The following is a 3,677-nucleotide window of genomic DNA, read 5'->3' as shown; positions in this document are numbered from 1 at the left end:
ATGATTACCTATAAAAAAACAGAAAAAGCATCTGCCAAATCTGAGAAAGTTAAGTGGGATTTTTATGAAAAGAGCGCTCTACAGCCCTCCCTGCTATTATTCTTTATTACCGTGACATTTGGAGGCATAGCCTCTTTTCTTCCGTTATATGCAGCGCAAAAGGATATACCAGGCATCCAGTGGTATTTTCTTTGGTTCGCACTAGCACTAATGCTATCAAGAACCTTCGCAGGAAAATTGTATGATATGAAAGGCCATCGTGCTGTTTTCATTCCAGGAACACTTTTGATCCTAACTTCAATGATTCTATTAGCCTGGCTGCCAAACAGTAACATTCTTTATACAGCAGCCGCACTTTACGGATTAGGGTTCGGCTCGATTCAGCCGGCATTACAGGCCTGGTCCATTGAAAAAGCGCCAATGAACCGGAAAGGAATGGCCAATGCGACATTCTTTTCATCGTTTGATCTTGGTGTAGGGATCGGGGCTATGGCATTTGGCCAAATCGGCCATTGGTTCGGATACGGAAGTATTTACATTACATCCGCGATATCAGTGCTCATTTCAATGATTCTTTATTTATTTATACTTCGGAAAAATACTCCTATAAAGCAAGCATAAAAAAGCGGCATCCTTAATAGAAAAAGGATGCCGCTTAATATATGTTTGAATCTTAATGTCCGCCCAAATAAGCCATCTTTATCTGTTCGCTCGATGTCAGATCTTCTGCATCACCGGACAGGACAATCCTGCCCGTTTCTACGACATATGCACGGTCGGCAATGGACAGGGCAAGGTTCGCATTTTGTTCGACCAGTAGAATTGTAGTACCGGTTTGATTGATTTCTTCGATGATCCGGAAGATTGTTTTTACGAGCAAAGGAGCTAGTCCCATTGATGGTTCATCCAGAAGCAAAAGTTGGTCTAGCCATAAGGGCCCGGCCCATCTTAGTGACATGCAAAAAGAGCAGAAAAAATCTTCTGCTCCCCTCATTATCTTTTCTGTGCAACATGTTGATGGTTACTTTTTAATTGTTCAATCAATCTCTTTGTTTGCTCATCTTGTCTTTTAGAAGATGTTCTTGAAGGTTCAGCATATACACCATTAGTTATTGCTTGTTCTAACCGTATAATATTTTCCCTGCTGATTTTTTTGCCTTTCATGGTTATTCCCATTCCTTTCGCTTTGCTCAAGGCACAAAACGCAATGAAATAAGTTGGCCTTGAGGAATTATTTTATTAATCTAAAGTCATAGGGATAACAGTAAACTACAAATCACGCGGAGGTGAGTGGGCTACTCCAACTGTGGAGTGACCGCATGGTTATTTGTGTAGATTGCCTTTCCAAGCACAAATAAGTGTGACTTCGAGCACGCAGACTTATCTTTGTATAAACATTACTCGTTTATTGCTGGGCAATCAGTCAATGTTGTCTATCCCTATAATTCTCTGAAAGGAGTTTCCCTATGGCTTTAAAAATTGTTTATCCAATCTGTTGTGGTATTGATGTCCACAAAACCTTTGTTGTTGCCTGTATTGCTTCCACCAACGGCAGAGGGGTCACTACTTACAAACGCCATCGCTTTTCTACCTATACGAAAGGGTTAAAAGAGCTGTCACAATGGCTTTGTGAAAATGACTGTAAGGATGTTTGTATGGAATCTACAGGGAAATACTGGATTCCTGTAATTAATGTACTTGAAGATTCCTGTAACATCACTCTTGCACATCCTAAATACGTTAAGGCGATCCGTGGCAAAAAAACGGATAAAAAAGATGCCAAATGGATTGCCGATTTATTTAAGCATGACCTTGTAGCCGGAAGCTTTATGCCGCCGCTTGCTATCAGACAGCTTCGCGATCTTATGCGTTATCGTTTTAAACTGACTAACTTTATGTCAAGTGAGAAGAACCGTCTTCAAAACTGTTTAACCGTGTCTAACATTCAGCTTGGAAATGTTGTTTCGGATACCTTCGGCAAAAGCTCCATGAACATCATTGACAAGATCTTGGAAAATCCTTTGGTTTCATACTTTCCTTTCCAAAAAAGGAAAGAAGAGCGACAACCAACCACCCTAACAATATTCAGTTGCACTCCAATTCTATCATAATTCAATTTAACTATTCATCTGAAAATGCAAAAAAGAAAAGCCCTACAAACAGAGCTTTCCAAAGGTCAAGACATAGAACCAAACTATGATTCTCTGTTTCAACAAATCTCGACATAATTCGAGGAGTGACAGGCACTTTCCCTAACAATAAAGCTGACTATCGAAATCCAATAAATAACAAACACGTTGGAACTTTAACCTTCAGTGTGTTTACTTTTGCTATTCTTCACGTTGTGAATACCAGTACGAGCATCCCCTTATTTCTGATACTTAGATAACTTAGATGATACTGAGCCTGCCTTTTTCTCGGGTTTTCTAGCTTTAAGGTGGGATGCCCAAGATATTCGAGACTCATACTTCTGGGTATGTTCCTGGCTCACCAGGTTCTGTAAACGATCTTTATTCTTCTCAAGGGATTCCTCTAGGGTAAGTAGTCTACGGGTAGGGAATGGCAGCCCCGCTAAAATGGTGGTTATAGTAGGGTCAGATTCTGAGATATAGGTTCCCTCGAATAATTGCAGAGGTTCTCCAACCCTTTCAAAGATCGATGGGGCATTAATTAGCTTAGATATATTTTCCGGTCCTTCATAGATAAGACCAGCTCGAATTACTCCTGTTGATTCAACAGGACAAAATATAGAATTAGCCCAGGAACGTTGAATTTTACTCGATACGTCTGACGTTGACCTGGCGTCTGTGATTGTGGTTGACGATATGATTGTCACTCCTCTTGTATTCAGGATATTCATAAGGTCCGTCTCATCGAAGTTACCATAAAAGGAGCTCTTTTGCGTAACTTGCAGTACACTGTTAATTGCCTCTAGGACTTGAAGATTTGAAGCAAGGTAGATCTGCTGTTTGCTGGATTGTGGGTTCATATTACGCATTTGATCGTTGTCTACCAGGAATACAGAAGAGATACCCTCTATTTTAGAAATCTCTTCGATACACTCAGCAGCATTGATTCGGTTACCCGCTAATACGTTCCGTTCAGGAACAATAGCAATGGCACCAATATTGATACCAGGTAGTTGGTCTAATAACAAATCAATGAATAACGGGCTCATACCAGATCCAGTACCACCATCTGTAGAAAACGCCACCAATAACAGTCTTATGTTCTTAAAGGACTGCTTTACAAAGTCAATCATCTCTAGATAGTTATCTTGAATAGCTTTTAATCCTATTGATCTATCTTGCCCTGCTCCATTAAACCCGGGGACAAAATACTGCTTTTCCACCCTCGTGTTAACTAAGCCATCACGTTGGTTCGTATTGATAAGGGCGGTTTGAAAGCCCATGGTTGATGCTATCTCAGCAATATTTCCACCTGCTTGACCTACCCCCAAGAATCCTATTGATTTCACCTGATCTCCTCCTTGTCTTAGTATGATAATACTCATGTTTTATAAATTTAGACTTTTTATTTTAGTTTATTGTTCTTTAATGTCCGCAGCCACCTTCGATGTCGGTTATATGGCCAGTGGCGTTGGCGGGGCAACTCATTAGCAGTCACCCTCAATGCCACTGGCATTTACAAAAGACAACTTGGTTGTCGGAATTTAA

General features: G+C 40.5%; 3 protein-coding genes and 2 pseudogenes. 2 read left to right on the top strand and 3 right to left on the bottom strand.

All coding sequences use genetic code 11. From position 1 onward, the window contains the following. Positions 1-621 (top strand): MFS transporter (locus HGJ98_RS20670; protein WP_291353598.1); only part of this gene is annotated, 621 nt, incomplete at its 5' end. Between the two features lie 52 nt (positions 622-673). On the opposite strand, the pseudogene HGJ98_RS20665 reads toward HGJ98_RS20670, so the two are convergent. Together HGJ98_RS20665 and HGJ98_RS20660 are read right to left on the bottom strand one after the other, a co-directional pair. Continuing rightward, a pseudogene (locus tag HGJ98_RS20665) lies at positions 674-947 on the bottom strand (ABC transporter ATP-binding protein); the annotation flags it as partial. 46 nt (positions 948-993) lie between these two features. Then, on the bottom strand, positions 994-1,194 hold the full coding sequence (locus HGJ98_RS20660) for a hypothetical protein (protein WP_291353597.1): 201 nt from the start codon (positions 1,192-1,194) through the stop codon (positions 994-996). Positions 1,195-1,466: 272 nt separating this feature from the next. Here HGJ98_RS20660 and HGJ98_RS20655 point away from each other — a divergent pair. After that, a pseudogene (locus HGJ98_RS20655) lies at positions 1,467-2,021 on the top strand (transposase); the annotation flags it as partial. 347 nt (positions 2,022-2,368) lie between these two features. On the opposite strand, the gene HGJ98_RS20650 reads toward HGJ98_RS20655, so the two are convergent. After that, positions 2,369-3,478, bottom strand: a complete 1,110-nt coding sequence (locus HGJ98_RS20650; protein ID WP_291353596.1) for a hypothetical protein — start codon at positions 3,476-3,478, stop codon at positions 2,369-2,371. Positions 3,479-3,677 lie beyond the last annotated feature (199 nt).

Origin of the sequence: Desulfosporosinus sp., from assembly GCF_014237355.1 — a bacterium.
Taxonomy (GTDB): Bacteria; Bacillota; Desulfitobacteriia; order Desulfitobacteriales; family Desulfitobacteriaceae; genus Desulfosporosinus.
Note: the sequence above shows the minus strand (reverse complement) of the source record. Positions and strands in the feature narration are given on the sequence as shown.